24 protein-coding genes are annotated in these 20,389 nt (G+C 43.3%); 22 read left to right on the top strand and 2 right to left on the bottom strand.

The window, feature by feature from the left end:
- Positions 1–30 precede the first annotated feature (30 nt).
- Complete coding sequence (locus KYJ26_RS17165; protein WP_219168632.1) at positions 31–414, bottom strand: rhodanese-like domain-containing protein; 384 nt, start codon at positions 412–414, stop codon at positions 31–33.
- 212 nt (positions 415–626) lie between these two features.
- Here KYJ26_RS17165 and KYJ26_RS17160 point away from each other — a divergent pair, with 212 nt between their 5' ends.
- From KYJ26_RS17160 to KYJ26_RS17150, 3 genes are all read left to right on the top strand, one after another.
- Positions 627–1,463, top strand: a complete 837-nt coding sequence (locus KYJ26_RS17160) for a lipoate--protein ligase family protein (protein WP_219168579.1) — start codon at positions 627–629, stop codon at positions 1,461–1,463.
- A 349-nt stretch (positions 1,464–1,812) separates the two neighbouring features.
- A complete protein-coding gene (locus KYJ26_RS17155; RefSeq protein WP_219168578.1) occupies positions 1,813–4,383 on the top strand; it encodes a vitamin B12-dependent ribonucleotide reductase in 2,571 nt (856 codons plus the stop codon).
- A gap of 106 nt (positions 4,384–4,489) precedes the next feature.
- Positions 4,490–5,371 carry a patatin-like phospholipase family protein gene (locus tag KYJ26_RS17150; protein ID WP_219168577.1) on the top strand — a complete coding sequence of 294 codons (882 nt, stop codon included), beginning with the start codon at positions 4,490–4,492 and terminating at the stop codon, positions 5,369–5,371.
- A gap of 16 nt (positions 5,372–5,387) precedes the next feature.
- On the opposite strand, the gene KYJ26_RS17145 is transcribed toward KYJ26_RS17150, so the two are convergent.
- On the bottom strand, positions 5,388–5,750 hold the full coding sequence (locus KYJ26_RS17145) for an SA1362 family protein (protein WP_219168576.1): 363 nt from the start codon (positions 5,748–5,750) through the stop codon (positions 5,388–5,390).
- Positions 5,751–6,055: 305 nt separating this feature from the next.
- Here KYJ26_RS17145 and KYJ26_RS17140 point away from each other — a divergent pair, with 305 nt between their 5' ends.
- From KYJ26_RS17140 to xseB, 19 genes are all read left to right on the top strand, one after another.
- Positions 6,056–6,625 (top strand): YqhR family membrane protein, encoded by a 570-nt coding sequence (locus tag KYJ26_RS17140; RefSeq protein ID WP_219168575.1) that lies wholly within the window; start codon positions 6,056–6,058, stop codon positions 6,623–6,625.
- A gap of 94 nt (positions 6,626–6,719) precedes the next feature.
- Positions 6,720–7,178, top strand: a complete 459-nt coding sequence (aroQ, locus tag KYJ26_RS17135) for a type II 3-dehydroquinate dehydratase (RefSeq protein ID WP_219168574.1) — start codon at positions 6,720–6,722, stop codon at positions 7,176–7,178.
- The gene (locus KYJ26_RS17130) at positions 7,168–8,232 is read left to right on the top strand and encodes a M24 family metallopeptidase (RefSeq protein ID WP_219168573.1); all 1,065 of its coding nucleotides are present in this window, start codon (positions 7,168–7,170) and stop codon (positions 8,230–8,232) included. The genes aroQ and KYJ26_RS17130 overlap by 11 nt, the downstream gene beginning before the upstream one ends.
- A gap of 38 nt (positions 8,233–8,270) precedes the next feature.
- Entirely contained in the window at positions 8,271–8,828 is a 558-nt protein-coding gene (gene efp / locus KYJ26_RS17125) for an elongation factor P (RefSeq protein WP_098354363.1), read from the top strand.
- A gap of 239 nt (positions 8,829–9,067) precedes the next feature.
- On the top strand, positions 9,068–9,991 hold the full coding sequence (gene spoIIIAA / locus KYJ26_RS17120; protein ID WP_219168572.1) for a stage III sporulation protein AA: 924 nt from the start codon (positions 9,068–9,070) through the stop codon (positions 9,989–9,991).
- On the top strand, positions 9,992–10,507 hold the full coding sequence (gene spoIIIAB, locus KYJ26_RS17115) for a stage III sporulation protein SpoIIIAB (protein ID WP_219168571.1): 516 nt from the start codon (positions 9,992–9,994) through the stop codon (positions 10,505–10,507).
- Positions 10,508–10,561: 54 nt separating this feature from the next.
- On the top strand, positions 10,562–10,768 hold the full coding sequence (gene spoIIIAC / locus KYJ26_RS17110; RefSeq protein WP_034758004.1) for a stage III sporulation protein AC: 207 nt from the start codon (positions 10,562–10,564) through the stop codon (positions 10,766–10,768).
- A 14-nt stretch (positions 10,769–10,782) separates the two neighbouring features.
- Entirely contained in the window at positions 10,783–11,175 is a 393-nt protein-coding gene (spoIIIAD, locus tag KYJ26_RS17105; RefSeq protein WP_206850505.1) for a stage III sporulation protein AD, read from the top strand.
- Positions 11,176–11,199: 24 nt separating this feature from the next.
- Positions 11,200–12,399: a stage III sporulation protein AE gene (spoIIIAE, locus tag KYJ26_RS17100; RefSeq protein WP_219168570.1), complete on the top strand. Its 1,200-nt coding sequence runs from the start codon at positions 11,200–11,202 to the stop codon at positions 12,397–12,399.
- A 13-nt stretch (positions 12,400–12,412) separates the two neighbouring features.
- Entirely contained in the window at positions 12,413–13,042 is a 630-nt protein-coding gene (spoIIIAF, locus tag KYJ26_RS17095; protein ID WP_219168569.1) for a stage III sporulation protein AF, read from the top strand.
- Entirely contained in the window at positions 13,032–13,682 is a 651-nt protein-coding gene (gene spoIIIAG, locus KYJ26_RS17090) for a stage III sporulation protein AG (protein ID WP_219168568.1), read from the top strand. Before spoIIIAF ends, spoIIIAG begins: the two co-directional genes overlap by 11 nt.
- 14 nt (positions 13,683–13,696) lie before the next feature.
- Positions 13,697–14,254, top strand: a complete 558-nt coding sequence (locus KYJ26_RS17085) for a SpoIIIAH-like family protein (RefSeq protein WP_219168567.1) — start codon at positions 13,697–13,699, stop codon at positions 14,252–14,254.
- Between the two features lie 270 nt (positions 14,255–14,524).
- Positions 14,525–15,028, top strand: a complete 504-nt coding sequence (accB, locus tag KYJ26_RS17080; protein ID WP_219168566.1) for an acetyl-CoA carboxylase biotin carboxyl carrier protein — start codon at positions 14,525–14,527, stop codon at positions 15,026–15,028.
- 15 nt (positions 15,029–15,043) lie between these two features.
- Positions 15,044–16,396, top strand: a complete 1,353-nt coding sequence (gene accC, locus KYJ26_RS17075; RefSeq protein WP_219168565.1) for an acetyl-CoA carboxylase biotin carboxylase subunit — start codon at positions 15,044–15,046, stop codon at positions 16,394–16,396.
- A 23-nt stretch (positions 16,397–16,419) separates the two neighbouring features.
- On the top strand, positions 16,420–16,830 hold the full coding sequence (locus tag KYJ26_RS17070) for an Asp23/Gls24 family envelope stress response protein (RefSeq protein ID WP_219168564.1): 411 nt from the start codon (positions 16,420–16,422) through the stop codon (positions 16,828–16,830).
- Between the two features lie 580 nt (positions 16,831–17,410).
- Positions 17,411–17,797: a transcription antitermination factor NusB gene (gene nusB / locus KYJ26_RS17065; RefSeq protein ID WP_219168563.1), complete on the top strand. Its 387-nt coding sequence runs from the start codon at positions 17,411–17,413 to the stop codon at positions 17,795–17,797.
- A 20-nt stretch (positions 17,798–17,817) separates the two neighbouring features.
- Complete coding sequence (gene folD, locus KYJ26_RS17060; protein ID WP_219168562.1) at positions 17,818–18,684, top strand: bifunctional methylenetetrahydrofolate dehydrogenase/methenyltetrahydrofolate cyclohydrolase FolD; 867 nt, start codon at positions 17,818–17,820, stop codon at positions 18,682–18,684.
- Positions 18,685–18,800: 116 nt separating this feature from the next.
- Entirely contained in the window at positions 18,801–20,168 is a 1,368-nt protein-coding gene (xseA, locus tag KYJ26_RS17055; RefSeq protein ID WP_219168561.1) for an exodeoxyribonuclease VII large subunit, read from the top strand.
- A complete protein-coding gene (gene xseB / locus KYJ26_RS17050) occupies positions 20,155–20,388 on the top strand; it encodes an exodeoxyribonuclease VII small subunit (protein WP_219168560.1) in 234 nt (77 codons plus the stop codon). Before xseA ends, xseB begins: the two co-directional genes overlap by 14 nt.
- Position 20,389 lies beyond the last annotated feature (1 nt).

Genomic DNA, 20,389 nt, shown 5'->3' with positions numbered 1-20,389 from the left:
AAAGGACCACCCCAGGGCGATCCTTCTACATTATTTTTTATGTTTTACTTTACCTGTCCACTTTTTAAAGCCGCCTTGCAAGTGGTGAAGGTCGCGGTATCCTTTGCGGTGCAGCATTTGAGCTGCTCTCCCGCTGCGAAGTCCGCTTTGGCAGTAAAGGTAAACGGGTTGATCCGAACGGATTTCCTTTTGTCTCATTTTGATCTGTGACAATGGAATATTCCGTGCACCCAGTACGTGACCATTTTCAAATTCATTCGCTTCACGAACATCTATCAATTGAGCCTTGCGATATCCTGCTCGAAATTCCTCTTCACTCAGTGTATTCACGATTCTCTTTTGATAGAAGAACGTAAAAAGTGAATATATGATAATTCCACCCAGTACGACTAAAAGAATATATAATCCTTCCATCATTCATGCTCCTTTCTACAAATGCGCTACCTTCTATTATATTCATCATTCAAGTGATAATCAAAACATATTTTTCATTTTGAAGCAAAGACTTTCCAATCTGTTTTTCTTTGTTTTTTGGTGTGGATTTGATAGACTAGTAACGGACTTGAATCAAGAAACAATCGTACATAACAAAATCTTAACGCAAAGACGTAAATGAGGTATGTTACATGAAAAAGGAAACATGGAGATTCATTGACTCGGGAAATTGCTCCCCTTCTTATAATATGGCCCTTGATGAGGCACTGCTTGAATGGCACAGTGAAGGGAAGATACCTCCGACGATCCGGTTTTACGGCTGGGATCCAGCTACACTATCGGTCGGTTACTTTCAGAAGGTAGAGAAAGAAATCAATCTTGATGCCGTGAAGGAACATGGACTCGGATTTGTTAGAAGGCCGACGGGGGGGCGTGGAGTTCTACATGAACATGAATTGACGTATAGCGTCATCGTTTCAGAAGAACACCCGGAGATGCCTAAAACCGTCACAGAAGCATACCGTGTCATTTCTGAAGGGATTCTTAAGGGGTTCCAGGGTCTCGGGCTCGAAGCTTACTTTGCAGTTCCTAAAACGGCAGAGGAACGGGAAGGATTGAAAAACCCGCGATCTTCCGTATGCTTCGACGCACCAAGCTGGTATGAGCTGGTGGTAGAGGGAAGGAAAGTGGCAGGAAGTGCTCAGACCCGTCAAAAAGGAGTCATCCTTCAGCACGGTTCTATTCTCTTGGATCTTGATGAAGATAAATTGTTCAGTCTGTTTAACTATCCATCTGACAGAGTAAAAGAACGAATGCAGCGTGCCTTCAAAAACAAGGCGGTTGCCATGAACGAAATCAGTTCTGAAACGATAACGATGGACATGGCCAAAGACGCATTCAAAAAAGGCTTTGAAGAGGGATTGAACATTCATCTTGAGCCATATGAACTTTCTGAAGAAGAAACACAATATGTAGTGGACCTCGCGAAATCCAGATACGAATCAGATGAATGGAATTTTAAACGGTAAAAATTTTTTTGTAGAAAAAAAGCGATCCTTGTCGCTTTTTTCCTATTTTAGCAACTATTGCAGGGCTTCGATTTATATCAAGTCTTGAATTAATAGAATTGACTCATGGATTATATTGTTTTCTATTATTTACTCCTGTTTTCTATTTTTATTGGCTTATTATCCGTTTGACAAACAAATGACCTATTGACCTGAAACACAATATATGGTGTGTCGAATAATTTTTCGTACACAATATGTTGTGTTTATTTATTGCTTTTCCAGAATGGCTGTGATATCTTAATATTTGATATTAGTCATCAGCGAAATAACATAAACTGAAACATTTGAGATAGAAGGAGTTGTCTTTATGACTGTTGCGTCGAAAAATACGATGAATTTAAACACCGAAAGATTAAACAAGGATATTGGATTGTTTCCTCAAGTACATCCCATCACCCCTGATATGAAAACAACACACAAAGGTGTATCCCGTCTGGTCATGATCGATCGTTATTCGTTCAAGGACACAGAAAAAATCACCCTGTCTGAAGGTGACTTTGTCGTTCTTACCATCAAGGAAGATCCTAAATTTCCTGCAAGGGGATTAGGGTATATCACGAGTATCGATTGGGAAACGAAAAAAGCATCTGTCTGGATTGAAGATGAATACAGAAGCGCCATCGACAAGCCGGAGGAAATGGAAACGGGGATCGTCTCAAGAACACTGGATGTCATTGAGAAACCACTGGAAGTCTACTATGAACAAATTGCGAAGCGTAACGCAACAGGCTTGGCAGAAGTGGAAGAAACTCCTGAAAAGAGACAAGTTTGGTTTGGAAAATTTTATCATGAATTAGTAAATCTGCATTTTGTTCCAGCAGGGCGTGTGCTTTACGGAGCAGGGGCAGGAACGGATGTAACGTACTTCAACTGTTATGTAATGCCCTTCGTCCAGGATTCCCGTGAAGGCATTTCAGAACACCGCAAGCAGGTGATGGAAATCATGAGCCGCGGCGGAGGAGTCGGAACGAACGGATCGACGCTACGTCCACGCAATACCTTGGCAAAAGGTGTGAACGGTAAATCATCCGGTTCCGTTTCATGGCTGGATGATATTGCGAAGTTGACTCACTTGGTTGAGCAGGGCGGTTCACGACGTGGGGCTCAAATGATCATGCTTTCCGATTGGCATCCCGATATCATCGAATTCATCATTTCCAAAATGCAAAACCCGCGTATCCTGCGCTATCTTCTTGAGAACACAGAAGATGAAACCATCAAAAAGGCTGCTCAGGAAAAGTTGAAGTTCACTCCGCTGACAGAACAAGAGGAAGCGATGTACCAAGGGATCTTGAACTACAGACAAATCCCGGGCTACGGTGGATTTGATGCAAAGATCCTTAAAAATGCAGAAGAAAAACTCCGTACAGGAGGAACATACAGCGTCCATAATCCAGAATTTCTTACAGGTGCGAATATCTCTGTGTGCCTGACGAGCGACTTTATGGAAGCGGTGGAAAACGACCGCGAATATGAGCTGCGCTTCCCTGATGTGGAGAGCTATAATGAAGAGCAAATGAAATACTATAATGAAGAATGGCACAACGTCGGTGATGTCCGTGAGTGGGAAAAGCTCGGCTACAAAGTGCGCACGTACCGTAAGATCAAGGCAAAAGAGCTGTGGAACCTGATCAATGTGTGTGCAACTTACTCTGCTGAGCCTGGAATCTTCTTTATCGATAACGCCAATGATATGACAAATGCGAAAGCATACGGTCAAAAGGTAGTGGCCACGAACCCATGCGGCGAGCAGCCTCTAGCTCCATATTCCGTGTGTAACCTGGCTGCCGTCAACCTTGCACAGTTCGCGGATAAGGAGAACAAAACGGTTGATTTCGAGAAGTTGAAGCGTACGGTTGAAGTCGGTGTACGCATGCAGGACAATGTCATCGATGCGACGCCATACTTCCTTGATGAAAATAAGAAGCAGGCACTCGGTGAGAGACGGGTAGGCCTTGGCGTAATGGGTCTTGCAGACCTGTTGATCTATTGTGAAAAAGAATATGGATCCGAAGAAGGAAATAAGCTTGTGGACGAAGTTTTTGAAGTCATTGCCACAACGGCTTATCGTGCATCCGTTGAATTATCGAAGGAAAAAGGAAGCTTCCCATTCCTTACTGGAAGTACCGATGAAGAAACAAAGGCCTTAAGAAAAGCCTTTGTGGAAACAGGATTCATGAAGAAAATGCCTGAGGATGTACGTGCCGACATCGAACAATACGGTATCAGGAATTCCCATCTGTTAACCGTCGCTCCAACAGGTTCTACAGGTACGATGGTAGGAGTTTCGACAGGTCTTGAACCGTACTTCTCCTTTACGTATTACAGAAGCGGGCGCCTCGGTAAATTCATTGAAGTGAAAGCGGATATTGTTGAGGATTACTTAAAGAGAAATCCCGATGCCGATGCTGATAATCTCCCGGAATGGTTCGTTTCTTCCATGAGCCTGGCACCTCAAGCTCATGCTGACGTGCAGTGTGTCATCCAGAATTGGATCGACAGCTCCATTTCGAAAACCGTCAATGCACCTCGTGGTTACACGGTTGAGCAAGTGGAAAAAGTGTATGAGCGTCTTTATAAAGGCGGCGCCAAGGGCGGGACCGTGTACGTCGACGGAAGCCGTGATTCACAGGTCCTTACCCTTAAAGCGGAAGAAAACAGCTTTGACGATGAAGAGGAACAAGTTCAACATGATATTCCAACATCCAAGAAGCCGATTGTATTGCTGGACACGATCCAGGACGTACGTTCAACGGACGTGACCATCGGTTCTGAAGTGGGGAATACATGCCCTGTCTGCCGTAAAGGGACGGTAAAAGATATGGGCGGGTGCAATACTTGTACCAACTGCGGCGCTCAGCTGAAGTGTGGACTATAATCAGGGAAAAGGGTAAGAGGGGACTGGTTCCCCTCTTATTTTTTTAGTCTAAATTCCTTCACGGTGAATTAAAGATGTAGTAATACACCTAAGAGGAGTGGAGCCTGTGGACATTGACGGCGTATTTTCTGGTGGAGGCATAAAAGGACTCGCCCTGATTGGAGCATATCAGGCTATAGAGGAAAAAGGGTACACATTCAAGAGACTGGCGGGTACAAGCGCAGGTGCCGTGATTGCCGCTTTTATTGCAGCCGGGTATTCAAGCCGTGAACTGCTCGATATCATGGACGATGTGGATTTCAAAAAGCTGTTGGACTCAAATGCGATCATTCCCCTTCCCATTCTCAAGTGGTTTCGTATCTACTATCGTTTAGGGCTATACAAAGGTGTGGCACTTGAAAACTGGCTGGAAGAAAAGCTGAAAGCGAGGGGGGTCTACACGTTTGCCGATCTACCTCCACATTCACTACGTGTCATAGCATCCGATTTATCAAATGGTCGGTTATTGGTCCTCCCGGATGACCTCGAAAAGTATGGGATCGCGAAAGAAACCTTCCCTGTTGCACGGGCGATCCGGATGAGCGCGAGTCTTCCTTATTTTTTTGAACCGGTGAAACTGCGTTCATTGGAAGGGGTCAGCTTTATGGTGGACGGAGGGGTACTCAGTAATTTCCCCATGTGGCTATTTGACAGAGAGAACGTGAAAAAGATTAGACCTGTTATCGGTGTCAAGCTGAGTCACGACATCATAGGCAAACCAAAAAGGCAAATCAAGAATGCCATTGATTTATACGGAGCGCTCTTTACTACCATGAAAGATGCCCATGATTCGAGGTATATATCCAGAAAGCTCGAAAAGAATATCATCTTTATCCCGACGGAGGGAGTCCTGACCACGGAGTTTGAACTGACTCCGGAAAGGAAAATAGAACTCATTCAATATGGTAAATCCAAGGCTGAAAGCTTTCTGCAAAAATGGCACTATTAAAAAAACAATCGAGCTCCTAAAAAGAGGCTCGATTGTTTTTTTTATTCTTTTTACCTTCAATTACAGTCAGTTTGGCATTGGATTTTTTTCGTATCGGGCGTTTTTTTGAAACATTGGATACTTGAGGCTTTCTTGCAGTTTTCCTCTTATGCCGCTTCTTTGATTGTTTGGCTGCTTTAACAAACGCTCTCTGTTCATTGCTATTACCAGCCCCTCTGCCGCTGAACCACCTTCGATATATAAAATAGATGATTCCGATGACAGCTGCTGTCACGAGCAGTTTTCTTGCAAGTCCTAAAGGATTTCCGAACAGGGAAGTTCCAAGCCCGATCGTAGCCAATAATATGAGTGTGAAAACAAAGATATTACGAGCGTTCAACAAAGCCACCTCCTTACATGACTATCCATCATAAATGATATCTATACTATTATTCTAGACCATTTGTGTGTTCTTTAACCGTATTAATTGATTTTTTATCGTGTTATAAATGTACCATTCTCGCATCTTTATTCTGAAGTTTCGAAAGATACTATCTATTTTACTAAAAAATGAAGAAAAGCACTAGAGAGAGGTCTCCTCATTAAGTAATTCTGTGAAATACTGCCTGCCGTTTAAATGAAATATGCTCAATTATATGCAAATGTTTCATTCGATGGGACATACTACGAATGGAGGTGTTACAGATGGCAGAACAAAAAGGTCAACATGAAAAAGTCCAGGAGGGTACGGAAGAAAGTAAAGAAAACCCTCGTTTAGAGCAGAATCAGAGTGAAAAACCTCTTTCCTTCACGGCAATGGTCGTCGTCACTGGGTTTATCGGGGGAATGTTTTGGAGTTCGATTGCATATCTCTGCTATTTCTTTTCCTTTACGAAGATTGAACCGAATATAATATTCGAACCTTGGGCAGTGGGGAACTGGGTGGACAAATGGATCGGAGTCGTGTTATCCATCGTCGCCTACGGTGTCATCTCGATCGGTGTGGCCCTTATCTATTATGGAGTATTGAGGAAATTCAAGTCAATGTGGGTAGGTGCAGGGTATGGGATTGTGCTTTACCTGGCTTTTTTCCTGGTTCTTAATCCACTTTTCCCAAGTATAAAATCCTTTACCGCGATTGATTATCATACATTAATCACCACTCTTTGTATATATGTTCTATATGGGGTATTCATAGGTTACTCGATTTCTTATGAAGAAAATGAATTAAGACACCAGGATAATAAGGAAAAGTCCGGGGAAGTATCTCATTAAGAAATCCTATTTATCAGACAATTATGTAGGTATAGGTAAAAGGTTTATGTTAGAATGTTCATGATGAACATTCTTTTTTTTTAGGAGTTTACATATGGTTAAAATCTTACTGTTGAATGGCCCGAATTTAAATAGGTTAGGAAAGCGGGAACCTGAAATCTATGGTCATGTAACACTGATTCAACTTGAAGAGAAATTAAAGAAACAAGCAGAAAATGAAGGCTTTCAATTGATTGCCGCCCAATCGAATCATGAAGGGGATTTGATTGATATCATCCATAATTCAGAAGACGAAGCCTTTGGTGGAATCATACTGAATCCCGGTGCGTTTACCCACTACAGCTATGCCATAAGGGATGCTGTGGCAAGCGTATCTGTACCGGTCGTGGAAGTGCATATCTCAAATATTCATGCCCGTGAAGCGTTCAGGCACCAGTCAGTCATAGCAGCCGAAACGATTGGGCAGATTGTTGGTTTGGGACTGTTTGGATACGAATTAGCTCTACAAGCAATCATAAAGCACATTAAGGGAGTGGATTTGGATGAAAATTGAACGATTACGAGAGACCTTTTCACAAAATGAATTAGACGGAATTCTTTTAACAAGTACGTATAACCGACGCTATATGACGAACTTTACGGGTTCATCCGGTGTCGTATTGATCTCAAAAGAGAAAGCCCTGTTCATTACAGATTTCAGATACATAGAGCAAGCAACAGAACAGGCGGCTGATTATGAGATCGTTCAGCACACGGGACCGATTCATGAAGAAGTAGCGAAACAGGCTAAAAACCTGGGCATACAAAAGCTCGGTTTTGAAAAGAACGACATGACTTACAGTGCATACGAAAGCTACCGGGGTGCAGTGGAAGCGGAAATGGTGCCTGTATCAGGCCTTGTGGAAAAGTTACGCTTGATTAAGACACCTGAAGAGCTTAATATAATTAAGGATGCGGCTGATATTGCCGATGCAGCATTTAAGCATATATTAGATTTTATCAAACCGGGTGTGACAGAGTTAGAAGTTTCCAACGAATTAGAATTCTTCATGAGAAAAGCAGGAGCGACGTCATCATCTTTTGATATCATCGTAGCCTCAGGTAATCGTTCTGCACTTCCTCATGGGGTTGCCAGTGATAAAGTTATTGAAAAAGGTGATTTTGTAACATTGGATTATGGTGCATACTATAAAGGATATTGCTCCGATATGACACGCACTTTATCTGTAGGTGAACCGAGCGAGAAATTGAAAGAGATTTACGATGTCGTCCTTCAATCTCAGCTTCTTGCAATGGAACAAATCAAGCCGGGCATGACAGGTAAAGAAGCGGATGCGATCGCACGGGATTACATAACAGAAAAAGGTTATGGTGAGTACTTCGGACATTCATTAGGACATGGGATCGGTCTTGAAGTACACGAGGGACCGGGATTGTCCTCACGCTCTGATGTGGTTCTTGAGCCTGGAATGATTGTAACGGTTGAACCAGGTGTCTATGTACCGGGTGTTGGCGGCGTACGTATCGAGGATGATACACTCATTACGGAAGATTCGAATAAAACCCTGACACACTCAACAAAAGATCTAATCATTCTACCATTTTAGTCCTGAATAAGGCCTACTAGACAATAGGAGGAATAAACATGATTTCAGTAAATGATTTTCGTACAGGCTTAACGATTGAAGTCGACAACGGGATTTGGCGAGTAATCGATTTCCAACACGTTAAACCGGGTAAGGGAGCCGCGTTCGTCCGTTCTAAACTCCGTAACCTTCGCACAGGTGCCATCCAGGAAAAAACATTCCGTGCAGGTGAAAAAGTAGGGAAAGCGCAAATCGATAACCGCAAAATGCAGTACCTGTATGCAAATGGGGACATGCATGTATTTATGGATAATGAAAGCTATGATCAAATTGAGCTTCCTGCTACTTCCATCGAATATGAATTGAAGTATTTGAAAGAAAACATGGAAGTATCCATCATGATGTACGGAGGTGAAACCCTTGGGGTGGAGCTACCGAACTCAGTCGAACTGAAGGTGACGGAAACGGAACCAGGAATCAAAGGAGACACGGCTTCCGGTGGTTCAAAACCTGCTACTGTAGAAACGGGACTCGTGGTTAACGTACCATTCTTCGTCAACGAAGGGGATACATTAATCATCAATACTACGGATGGATCATACGTATCACGTGGATAAATGATCATAAAGCCTGAACGGGAATACTCCTGTTCAGGCTTTTTTTATGTTTATTTAGCTACATGCTTCTACTCTTCATCCATTTTACTCCATTCAAATCCACGTCAACCAGAAATCTTCCACCTCCACTGTCATAATCTTATTTCACTAGAATACATTGTATTATCGGGAAGCATGTACGAGGAAGCGTTCCCTTTTTCATTCATCCTGAAGTGGAACAAGATTAGGAGGTACTCCAAATGCAAGAAGTTCTAGCCTTACTACCCAGCACTATTTCTGAAAAAGTCCTGACTCTTCCACAAGAACTGATCGATCGGATAGAGGAAATAAGGATCCGAACCAACCGTGTTTTGGAAGTCACGGCACGAGGGAAACCCCATTTTCTCTCCTATGTCGTGACAGAGGATGATAGTGAACAGCTCATTAACAAATTATCGCGCCATTCATTTTATACATTGGAAGAAGAATTGAAAAGGGGCTATATCACGATTGAAGGCGGTCATCGTGTAGGTCTTGCCGGGAAAGTGATACTCGAAGGAGGTGTCGTAAAAGGGATTCGCAGCCTCTCTTCCTTTAATATCCGTATCGCCAGGGAGAAAATTGGTATTGCACAGTCCATTTTACCTTATGTTTACAACGAAGGCTGGAAGCATACGATGATGATCGGTTCACCCCAGACCGGAAAAACGACGCTCCTCAGGGATCTTGCCAGGATGATTTCCACGGGTATCCCAGAAAAAAATATCCCGCCTTATAAAGTGGGGATCGTCGATGAACGTTCGGAAATTGCCGGATGTGTGAATGGAATTCCACAGCTGATGTTTGGGCCGAGAGTGGACGTGCTGGATGCGTGTCCAAAGGCGGAAGGCATGATGATGCTGATTCGTTCCATGAGCCCCGATGTCCTGATTGTCGATGAAATCGGGCGGAAAGAAGATGGTCAAGCCATCCAGGAAGCCGTGAATGCCGGTATCACTCTGGTCATGACGACTCATGGAGCAACACTGAATGAAGTGAGAAAAAGACCGGTGATCAAGGACTTAGTGAGTCTCCAAACGATTGAGCGTTTCGTTGAACTAAGGAGAGGGGATGAACCCGGAATGGTTCATGAAGTGTGGGACCAACACGGTAAATCTCTTCTCAAAAAAGTGAGTGTGACATAAATGATCAAACTGATCGGTGCAGTTTTTATTCTCCTATCCACTTCCTGGGCAGGATTCGAAGCTTCGAAATATTTGACGGAACGTCCCCGCCAGCTTCGATTGCTGAAAGTGGCACTTCAGTCTTTGGAAGCAGAGATCACCTACAGTCATACCCCTTTGCATGAAGCAACCAGAAAGATTTCCAAGCAGCTGCAAAAGCCTGTTTCCTGGTTTTTTGAAACATTTTCTAAGAAATTGACCGAGCAGGAAATCTCCGTGAAGAAAGCATGGGAAGAGAGCCTCAATGATATTTGGAAATTAACGGCTTTCAAGTCAGGTGAATTCGAAATCCTTAAGCAATTCGGAGAAAATCTGGGCAGACACGATATGATGACTCAACAGAAACATATCCAGCTTGCTCTGAAGCATCTTGAAAGGGAAGAAACAGAAGCCGTAGAAAAACAGAGGAAATATGAAAAGATGACGAAGAGTTTAGGCTTTCTATCGGGATTGCTGCTGATCATCCTATTGCTTTGATTTGCCGCTCCCGGACGGGGGATTTAGCATGTAGAAACCAGGAGGGAAATAACAATGGGAATTGACGTGGATATTATTTTCAAGATTGCAGGGGTAGGGATAGTGGTCGCCTTTTTACACACGATACTAGACCAGGTGGGAAAAAAAGAATATGCCCAGTGGGTCACGTTGTTTGGATTCATCTATATTTTGTTCATGGTGGCCTCGATTGTCGATGATTTGTTCCAGAAGATTAAGTCGGTCTTCTTATATCAAGGATAGAGGGGGCGTCGGCGATTGAAATCATTCAAATTGTAGGTATTGCATTGGTTGCGACCTTTCTTGCGTTAATTGTTAAAGAACAGAAACCGAATTTTGCTTTCCTGCTCATTGTATTTACAGGCTGTACGATTTTTCTTTTTCTGATTGACCAGATCTACTCGATCATCCATATGATTGAAAAACTTGCTGCCAACGCAAATGTGAACATGGTGTATGTGGAAACCATCTTAAAGATCATCGGCATCGCCTACATAGCGGAATTTGCTTCTCATATTACGAAAGATGCCGGGCAGGGGGCCCTTGCAGCAAAAGTGGAGCTTGCCGGAAAAATATTAATATTGGCAATGGCTGTTCCCATCCTTACAGTGATGATCGAAACAATTATCAATATGATACCGACTGGATAAGCGAAACGTTAAGAGGTGGAAAAAATGTTGCAGCTATATCGGATTATCGTCATGGCACTCGTCTTATTTATCATAAGCACCTCAAGTGGACAAGCAGAAGAGGGAGAAGGGGAGAGCCCTCCCGATTCAACCATTCAGCAGGAAATGATCGATACTCAGCTGGACCGATTAGGGATTGAAGAACTAACAGGATACTGGAATGACATCGTCGATCAGTACGGCGGGTTTCTTCCTGAAAGTCAAAAAGGCAGTTTGATTGATTTCATGAAAGGGGAAAAAGAATTTTCATTCAAGGTGTGGTTCAGCGGCATCTTCAAATTTGCCTTTCAAGAGCTCGTGATGAATGGGAAATTGTTGGGGACCCTGATCATGCTCACGATTTTCAGTATGTTTCTTCAATCCCTTCAGAATTCTTTCGAAGGGGGGAGTGTCAGTAAGGTGGCGTATAGCATCATTTTCATGGTATTGATCATCATTGCCCTGAACAGTTTTCATGTGGCGATCGATTACACCAGGGATGCTATCTCCACCATGGTTCATTTCATCATCGCCCTCATCCCCCTGCTGCTCGCCTTGATTGCCGCTTCAGGCGGAGTGGTTTCGGCAGCATTCTTTCATCCTGTGATTATATTTCTTATGAATACAAGCGGCTTACTCATTCAAAATATCGTGCTGCCGCTCCTATTCCTTTCCGCACTCCTGAGCATCGTGAGCACTCTTTCCGTTCACTATAAAGTGACACAGCTGGCTCAGCTTTTGAGGACCTGGAGTATCGGACTCCTGGGAGCATTCATGACGGTCTTTCTCGGTGTTATTTCCGTGCAGGGGGCCACTGCCGCCGTGACGGACGGCATTACGATCCGAACGGCGAAATTTGTGACAGGAAACTTTGTCCCTGTCATCGGAAGGATGTTCACAGATGCCACTGATACGGTAATCAGCGCGTCGGTCCTTCTTAAGAATACGGTAGGGATAGCGGGAGTCGCCATCGTACTGATCATTGCGGCGTTTCCTGCCATCAAGATCCTCATGATTGCATTTATATATAAACTTGCCGCTGCCCTTCTGCAACCCCTGGGTGGAGGACCGGTCATAGAATGTCTCGATACAATCGCTAAGAGTGTAATCTATGTATTTGCAGCCCTGGCCATCGTGTCATTCATGTTTTTCTTAAGTCTTACGGTCATTATTGCAGCAGGCAATATCACGATGATGATGCGATAAGGAGGAAGAAGCTTTGTCATTTCTAACCGATTGGATTACGAATATCATTATCTTTGTCCTATTAGCCACCGTCATCGACATGCTTCTTCCAAGCTCCAACATGCAAAAATATGCCAAAATCGTGACGGGCTTACTACTGATCACCATCATCCTCACACCGCTGTTCAAATTAATGTCCACCGATTTTGATGAAGTGATGAATTCAATCGATTTTAATGGAACTTCTCAGAATAATTCTGTAGAAAATGTAATAGAAATGAAGAAAAAAGAAATACAAGCCTCACAACATGCATATATTTTAGAACAGATGGCTGTCCAAATGAAACAACAAGCAGAAAAGGAGCTGATGGATGAACACGGTAAAGTTATTGAGAAAATAACCGTACAAGCAGATGATCTGGAAAATGTTCCTGATAGTATTTCAGAAGTATCAGTCCTAATGAAAGACAAAGAAAGTGAAACAGACAGCACAATTGAAACAGTCCAGAACGTTGAAATCGATACGGGGTCTGAAGCGAGAAAGAACACATCAGAAGAGGATACGTCCCGATTGGCCTCCTTACTTGCCGAACAATGGAATCTTACACCAGACAAAATAATCATTACCGTTGAAGGGGGGACTGGGGAAGGAAATGAACTTTAATAAAGGTCCGCTGAATCTATTGAAGGAATGGTTGTCAAAGGAAGATGCGAATTCTCCGCCCAAAGTTAAAAAAGGAAAAAGGTTGCATTATTTTCTCATCGTTCTGCTGGTTGGTGTCGCTTTCATGCTGATCAGTGATCTGTGGAGCAGTGATAGGGGCATCGAGGTCGCGAAGACCGTGGATGGAGGAACCCAGGATGTGGAGGCGTTCGGCTCCAGTCAAAAGGAATCGGATGGTTCGATGAGGGGGTACGAAGATCAATACGAAAATCAGTTGAAAGAAGCACTTGATCAAATCGTCGGGGTAAGCGATGTGTATGTGGTAGTCAATGTAGAAGCGACAGAATCGAAAGTGTATGAGAAGAATGAATCGACCAAGGTGCAATCCACTGATGAAGAAGATAAAGAAGGTGGGAAGCGGTCGATAGAAGATAAATCACAAGAAGAAGAAATCGTCATTGTCAATAACGGAGATAAGGAAGTTCCCATTGTGAAAGAAACGAAAAAGCCTAAAGTCAGCGGTGTCCTTGTAGTAGCAAAAGGTGCCGATAACATACAAATCAAAAAATGGATTATAGAGGCCGTAACCCGTTCGCTTAATGTTCCAAGCCACAGGGTGTCGGTCCTGCCCAAACAATAAGGGGGAAATGATAGATGTTACTTAAAAAACAAACAGTTTGGTTATTAACGATGTTGAGCCTTGTAATCGTACTCTCGGTTTATTACATTACGTCGCCCACGCAGCAGGCGACAGATATGGCCTATCAGGAAAAGGATGGAAAAGAGCAGGCGAAAGGTGGAGATAAAGAAACGATGTCAGGCACTGACATGGAAGTAGTGACCGACGCGGCAGGAAATGAAATGTTCGAAGCACTCCGTTTAGAAGTGACAGACCAGCGTGAACAGCTCCGTGAAGAACTTGAAGCAAAAGTAGCAAACGCAGATGTGTCTGCAGAAGAAAAGAGTGCAGCTTATGAGCAGATGGAAAATCTTCGAGAACTTGCAATGACAGAATCGGTCCTCGAAACCATGATTAAAACAATGGGATATGAGGATGCACTGGTAAGAGCGAACGGAGAAAACATCCGCATCACAGTGAAATCAGACAAGGAGCACTCTAAAGCAGATGCCAACGAAATCATCCGTCTGGTAATGAGTGAAGTGGGGCAAATGAAGCCAGTTGCTGTGGAATTCCAACCCACAACTGAATAAATGAAAATCCTTGCCGCCTAAAGGAGATCTTTAGGCGGCTTATTTCTGTTTGTACTCATCTCAAAATCCCTTTTTCGTACTTTTTTTTACAGGATTCATCAAAAATCCCTTTCTATTATTTTATTTTTTTCCGAAAAAGGTCTAGAATAGAAGGAGAGTTGTATGCGCTTTACAGGATGGTAGGAATCGCATATTGAATTTATACATGGTATTATCGTATGATATTAGTAGCTAGTCATAATTTTTTAAACTATAAGAGGGGTGTCAACAGTGTTGAAAATTCAAGAAATTCGCGAAATAATCAAACTCGTAGATCAGTCTAGTGTTGAAGAGTTTACATACGAGCATGATGGATCAAAGATCAATTTAAAGAAAAATAATGGAGTAACGGTATCTGCCCAGCCACAAGTGGTACAAGCGGTAGAAGAAGTGAAGCCTGCTGCACAGGCAGTCCAACAAGCGCCTGTACAGGAAGCACCAGCTCCTGCACAGCCAGTAAAAGAAGCTCCACAAGCAAATGTTGAGGATGAAAACTTACATAAAATCACTTCCCCGATGGTTGGTACCTTCTATCAATCTTCTTCACCTGAAGCAGGACCATATGTGAAAGTCGGAGATAAGGTAGATGAAAGCTCTGTCGTGTGTATCGTAGAAGCCATGAAATTATTTAATGAGATCGAAGCCGAAGCGAAAGGTGAAATCGTAGAAATCTTAGTAAAAGACGGTCAATTAGTTGAATATGGACAGCCATTATTCTTGGTTAAACCTGAATAAGGAGCGAAAACAGATATGATAAAAAAGGTATTAATCGCCAATAGAGGAGAAATTGCTGTACGAATCATTCGTGCATGCCGTGATTTAGGCATCGAAAGTGTAGCCGTTTATTCTGAAGCCGATAAAGAAGCGCTTCATGTCCAATTAGCGGACGAAGCGTACTGTATAGGACCCACTGCATCGAAAGACAGTTACCTTAATTTCACCAATATCATTAGCGTGGCAAAATTGACGGATTGTGATGCGATCCACCCGGGTTATGGATTTTTAGCGGAGAACTCTGATTTTGCCGACCTGTGCCGCGATTGCAATATCATCTTCATCGGACCATCACCCGAAGCGATCTCGAAGATGGGGACAAAAGATGTTGCCCGTGAAACGATGAGGGAAGCAGGCGTTCCGATCGTACCCGGTTCAAAAGGGATCGTTAAGGACGCAGAAGATGCGGTTAAACTTGCGGAATCAATGGGATATCCGGTTATCATCAAAGCCACTGCCGGTGGTGGAGGAAAAGGGATCCGTGTTGCAAAAAGTCAGGAAGAGCTTGTTAAAGGGGTGACGATTACCCAACAGGAAGCCATGACTGCATTCGGAAACCCGGGTGTCTATATCGAGAAATTTATTGAGGACTTCAGACACGTGGAAATTCAGGTCCTGGCAGATAATTTCGGAAATGTGATCCATCTTGGGGAGCGTGACTGCACCATTCAGCGCCGCCTTCAAAAGCTGATCGAAGAAACACCGTCACCTGCTTTAACTGAGGAAATCCGTGTTAAAATGGGGGAAGCAGCCGTAAAAGCAGCCAAAGCGGTTGATTATACAGGTGCAGGCACGGTAGAATTTATATATGATTACGTTAACCAAAGCTTCTACTTTATGGAAATGAATACCCGTATCCAGGTGGAGCATCCAGTAACCGAACAGGTTACCGGGGTCGATTTGATTAAAGAACAGATTTTGGTGGCGTCAGGAGAAAAACTTTCACTTACACAAGAGGAAGTAACGTTCACTGGCTGGGCCATTGAATGTCGTATTAATGCAGAGAATCCGGAGAAGAATTTCATGCCTTCAGCGGGACGGATTGAAATGTATCTTCCACCAGGTGGAATTGGCGTAAGAGTCGATTCCGCAGCATATCCTGGTTATATGATCCCTCCATATTACGATAGCATGATTGCCAAAGTCATTACCTATGGTGCGACTCGTGAAGAAGCCCTCTCAAGGATGAAACGTGCCCTGAGTGAATTTGTGGTTGAAGGAATACACACAACCATTCCGTTCCACCTTAAATTATTAGATCATGAAACCTTTGTTGGCGGAGAATTTAATACGAAGTTTTTAGAGAAATACGAAGTAATGAAATCCTAGTGTGAATTCAGGAGGTGCCTTACATGGCTGAAAATCAAAACCTTTTACAAATGTCTCACGGAAAAGACGGTCTCGGGAAGATTGAAATCGCACCTGAAGTGATTGAAGTGATCGCAGGTATCGCAGCGTCAGAGGTTGAAGGAGTATCTCAGATGCGCGGGAACTTCGCGACAGGTGTCGTAGAGCGTCTTGGTAAGAAAAACCACGGTAAAGGTGTCAAGGTTGAGCTTTCCGAAGAAGGAATCGTCGTAGATGTCTATTGCATCATGAAATTTGGTGTAGCAATCCCGACAGTTGCCCAGAAAATCCAGGACAACATCCGTCAAGCCCTGCTAAATATGACAGCTCTCGAAGCAGAAGAAGTAAATGTTCATATCGTAGGCGTACAATTTGAAAATCAAAAGTATGAAGCTGAAATTGAAGACGAAATGTAATAGGGAGGACGGTCCTTTAGGGGGACCGTTCTTTTTTTGTGCTGAGGTTTTGTGATCGGATAATTGGATATCATTGTAAAATGGCTGGATTATTGTGAAAATTGGCCGGATTATTATCTGGAACGGCTGAATTATTAAAAGTTTCGGCTGGAATTTTTTACGAAACGGCTGGATTTATTTGAATTTTGGCTGGATTTTTCTTATGTGGGTGCGCGATTATGCCTACGCTTTTCATTGTCGAGCTCCGGGGCTTAGAGGCTCGAGGTCATAAGCTAAGGTACCCAAAAAGGCAAAGTGCGCCTTTGTGGGTACCTCATCTTATGCTTGTCGCCTCTGGCAAAGCGCCTACACCTTTCATTGTCGAGCTCCGCCTCCTTGTCCCTCGAGGTCATAAGCTAAATGGTCCATGAAGGCAAAGGACGCCTTCAAGGCCCATTCATCTTATGCATGTCGGGCCAGCCCAGTCGGCTCCGCTTTTCTTTCAGAATATTGATTTTTTTACATACGCGTGCGTATTGCCCTTAGTTTGTGCTATTATCAAAGGTATGAAAATTGATGGAGTAAAAGGAGTAAATATAAGATGAAAAGAAGAGTTGCCCGTGAAAAGGCTTTACAGGCGTTATTTCAAATAGATATGAGTGGGATTGAGCCAGAGGTTGCGTTAACGAATGTGTTGGAGGAAGAAGAGAAGATGGATGCCTATCTTCAACAGATCGTACTGGGATTCATTGAAAATCAGGAGCGAATCGATGGTCTTATTCGTGAAAACCTGGAGAAATGGTCTTTTGACCGACTTGCGAAAGTCGATCGGAATATTTTACGTTTAGGTGTATACGAGCTCCTGTTTGTAGAAGATGTACCGAATAAAGTCGTCATTAATGAAGCGGTCGAAATTGCAAAGATCTTTGGGGATGATCAGTCCAGTAAATTTATCAATGGTGTTCTTTCAAAGGTAAGTCAATCCTAACAATGTCAGGGGACGATTGAATGTCAGCTTCCATAATTGATGGTAAACTCATTGCAGATCATTACCGGGAACAATTAAAGGATCAGATTACACAGCTGAAACAACAAGATGTCACTCCGGGTTTGGCTGTTGTATTGGTTGGGGATAACCATGCCTCCCATTCATATGTGAGAATGAAAAGGAAGGCATGCAGCAACCTTGGGATTCATTCAGAGCTTTATCAATATGAATCCAGCCTAACAGAGGAAGAGCTCCTAACAAAAATTGGGGAGTTAAACGAACAGGACCATATCCACGGGATTCTCGTGCAACTTCCCCTCCCGGAACACATTAATCCGATTACGGTGATCGAAACCATTTCCCCATCGAAGGATGTTGATGGATTCCATCCGGTTTCGATTGGCAAAATGGTAACGAACCAAGATACGTTTTATTCGTGCACGCCATTGGGAATCATGAAAATGCTTGAATATGAAAACATCCCCGTTGATGGAAAACACGTTGTCATATTAGGGAGAAGTAACATCGTTGGGAAACCGGCCGGTCATTTATTCCTGAACCGAAATGCGACAGTCACGTATTGCCATTCAAGGACCAAAGATATGTCTTCCTACACCAAACAGGCTGATATCATCGTATCAGCGGTGGGGAAAGCGAACTTGATCGGTGCAGAGGATATTAAACCTGGGGTCGTTGTCATTGATGTGGGAATGAATCGTGATGAAGAAGGCAAGCTATGTGGGGACGTGAATTTTGCAGAGGTGAAGGAAAAGGCCGGTAAAATTACACCGGTACCAGGTGGTGTCGGCCCAATGACGATCACAATGCTTCTATATAACACTGTGAAATCTGCCGAATGGGCCATTCAGAATCGCCAAAATGGTTAAAAAATAGTACACTGGAATTAACGAAAAGGAAAGGGACAGGCAAATTGCTGGTCCCTTTCCGTTTTCCTGCATAAAAAATCCACCAGATCATGAACGGAACAAAGGAGTCATTGAGCATGGAACTTGATCAATCTCGATATTTAACGGTACAAGCTCTGACAAAATACATAAAAAGAAAATTTGATAAAGATCCCCACCTCTCCAACCTGTTTGTACGGGGGGAAATATCCAACTTCAAAAGGCATTCAAGCGGTCATATGTATTTCACCTTGAAGGATGAAAAAGCCCGTATCCTGTCAGTGATGTTTTCAAGCAACAATCATTCCCTTAAATTCAGGCCGGAAAATGGGATGAATGTATTGATACGCGGGGATATCTCTGTATATGAATCAGGTGGGCAATATCAGATCTACGTGAAAGAAATGCAGCCTGATGGCATAGGTGAACTCTATTTAGCCTATGAACAGTTGAAGGAGAAGCTCGAGAAAGCCGGCTACTTTGATCAAAGCCGCAAACGGATGATCCCCAAATTCCCTAAACGGATTGCTGTGGTCACCTCTCCGACTGGTGCTGCGATACGGGATATCATCACAACGATCAAACGGCGTTTTCCGATTGGTGAAATCCTCGTATTTCCTGCTTTGGTCCAAGGTGATCAGGCTGCAGCCTCGATTGCCGGGGCGATGAATATGGTGAACAGTGTAGGGGATATTGATGTGATGATCATCGGTCGTGGCGGAGGGTCAATAGAAGAATTGTGGGCATTTAACGAAGAAATTGTGGCAAAAGCCATCGTGGAGTCCGATGTTCCCGTCATTTCAGCTGTCGGACATGAAACGGATTTTACAATCGCAGACTTTGTAGCAGATCTTCGGGCTCCAACCCCGACGGCTGCCGGTGAACTTGCGGTACCCCATATTGATGACTTATTGGAAAGAATTATGAACCGTAAATTGCGCCTGATTAAGTCCTTCAAAACCAAGCTTCAAAGTGAAAGAAGCCGACTGAATGGATTGATGAAGTCTTACGCTTTAAGAAATCCCCGTAACCTCTATCAGCAAAAGGTTGAGACCGTCGACAGGCTGACGGATCAGCTTCAAAGGAATATCAGTCTCCATGTGAAACAGAACAGGGATCAATTAAGCGCCCTTCATTCCAGGCTGCAGCGAGTTCATCCATCACAACTCATCAAGATACAGAATGAACGGATCATGTTTATGCAAACACGATTGGAGAAGCAATTTAAACAAGTGTTGAAGGAAAAGAATCATCGTTTCAGTTCAGCTCTTTCTACCCTGCATGCCCTAAGTCCATTGAAGATCATGGACAGAGGATATAGTTTGGTTTACGGGGATGAAGGTACATTGATTAAATCATCTCGACAAATCAAAACAGGCGACCGCTTGGAGATCAATGTCAGAGATGGGAAAATACATTGCGAAGTGGAAACTGTTGAGGAGCGTGAGGAAAATGGCAAAGTCTAAAGAAGAGCTATCATTTGAAACAGCAATGGATCAGTTGGAAGAGATCGTGGAGAAATTGGAAGAAGGAGAAGTTCCTTTAGAAAAGGCAATGGAATTTTATCAAAAAGGGATGGACCTTTCGAAATACTGCCATGATACGCTGCAAAAAGCAGAAAATCAATTAACGAAAATGATGACAGATGAAGGGGAAAAATCCTTTGATCTTGATGAGGGGGAATAAA

This window comes from Rossellomorea orangium (assembly GCF_019334305.1).
In the GTDB taxonomy this organism is placed as follows: domain Bacteria; phylum Bacillota; class Bacilli; order Bacillales; family Bacillaceae_B; genus Rossellomorea.
This window is presented reverse-complemented; position numbering and strand designations above follow the sequence as displayed.

Coding starts and splice junctions, on each gene's coding strand:
- KYJ26_RS17085 (WP_219168567.1), top strand. CDS start 13,697: ATGTTACTTAAAAAACAAACAGTTTGGTTATTAACGATGTTGAGCCTT.
- spoIIIAC (WP_034758004.1), top strand. CDS start 10,562: ATGGGAATTGACGTGGATATTATTTTCAAGATTGCAGGGGTAGGGATA.
- KYJ26_RS17155 (WP_219168578.1), top strand. CDS start 1,813: ATGACTGTTGCGTCGAAAAATACGATGAATTTAAACACCGAAAGATTA.
- spoIIIAG (WP_219168568.1), top strand. CDS start 13,032: ATGAACTTTAATAAAGGTCCGCTGAATCTATTGAAGGAATGGTTGTCA.
- efp (WP_098354363.1), top strand. CDS start 8,271: ATGATTTCAGTAAATGATTTTCGTACAGGCTTAACGATTGAAGTCGAC.
- KYJ26_RS17160 (WP_219168579.1), top strand. CDS start 627: ATGAAAAAGGAAACATGGAGATTCATTGACTCGGGAAATTGCTCCCCT.
- nusB (WP_219168563.1), top strand. CDS start 17,411: ATGAAAAGAAGAGTTGCCCGTGAAAAGGCTTTACAGGCGTTATTTCAA.
- aroQ (WP_219168574.1), top strand. CDS start 6,720: ATGGTTAAAATCTTACTGTTGAATGGCCCGAATTTAAATAGGTTAGGA.
- spoIIIAB (WP_219168571.1), top strand. CDS start 9,992: ATGATCAAACTGATCGGTGCAGTTTTTATTCTCCTATCCACTTCCTGG.
- folD (WP_219168562.1), top strand. CDS start 17,818: ATGTCAGCTTCCATAATTGATGGTAAACTCATTGCAGATCATTACCGG.
- xseA (WP_219168561.1), top strand. CDS start 18,801: ATGGAACTTGATCAATCTCGATATTTAACGGTACAAGCTCTGACAAAA.
- accC (WP_219168565.1), top strand. CDS start 15,044: ATGATAAAAAAGGTATTAATCGCCAATAGAGGAGAAATTGCTGTACGA.
- spoIIIAA (WP_219168572.1), top strand. CDS start 9,068: ATGCAAGAAGTTCTAGCCTTACTACCCAGCACTATTTCTGAAAAAGTC.
- KYJ26_RS17140 (WP_219168575.1), top strand. CDS start 6,056: ATGGCAGAACAAAAAGGTCAACATGAAAAAGTCCAGGAGGGTACGGAA.
- xseB (WP_219168560.1), top strand. CDS start 20,155: ATGGCAAAGTCTAAAGAAGAGCTATCATTTGAAACAGCAATGGATCAG.
- spoIIIAE (WP_219168570.1), top strand. CDS start 11,200: ATGTTGCAGCTATATCGGATTATCGTCATGGCACTCGTCTTATTTATC.
- KYJ26_RS17130 (WP_219168573.1), top strand. CDS start 7,168: ATGAAAATTGAACGATTACGAGAGACCTTTTCACAAAATGAATTAGAC.
- KYJ26_RS17165 (WP_219168632.1), bottom strand. CDS start 414: ATGGAAGGATTATATATTCTTTTAGTCGTACTGGGTGGAATTATCATA.
- KYJ26_RS17070 (WP_219168564.1), top strand. CDS start 16,420: ATGGCTGAAAATCAAAACCTTTTACAAATGTCTCACGGAAAAGACGGT.